Source organism: Vibrio genomosp. F10 str. 9ZD137, from assembly GCF_049974785.1.
In the GTDB taxonomy this organism is placed as follows: domain Bacteria; phylum Pseudomonadota; class Gammaproteobacteria; order Enterobacterales; family Vibrionaceae; genus Vibrio.
On the sequence record NZ_JBNGCJ010001001.1, the window covers coordinates 1 to 401 of the forward strand.

At 34.4% G+C, this 401-nt stretch carries 1 protein-coding gene; it reads left to right on the forward strand.

The features are described 5' to 3' along the window. Nucleotides 1-43 precede the first annotated feature (43 nt). Nucleotides 44-388, forward strand: coding sequence for a hypothetical protein (locus tag ACP45E_RS21515; RefSeq protein WP_017038978.1), 345 nt, complete (start codon nucleotides 44-46; stop codon nucleotides 386-388). Nucleotides 389-401 lie beyond the last annotated feature (13 nt).

Sequence of the window (401 nt, forward strand, 5' to 3'; positions counted from 1 at the left end):
TTGCCGCTTAGCAGAGCGTTATGTCACCAGATAAGGAGGTAATTTGAATTTATCAAACTTGATTGCCGTTATAGGGGTTATTGTTGCTATCATTATCCCCTTAGTAACATTTGCATATAAGAATCCTAAAGGTTTTTCTGTGTTTAAATGGAGCTTTGTTAAATATACATTTTTAGTTTGGTGGGCGATTTGCGTTCTTGTAATGACGTTATGGCTTGGTTCTAAACTTAACTTGTTGACGGTTCATTTTTTCTCTCAGGACTTTATCCAATTTCTCGATAGGCTAGATAGTTTTGAGATATTTGTAATTATCGTAACTCCTCCGATTATCGTGTGGTTTACATTAAACATAGTAAGTAAAGTCTCTAACTTTGGGAAAGTGACATAACAAAGCATTTAAG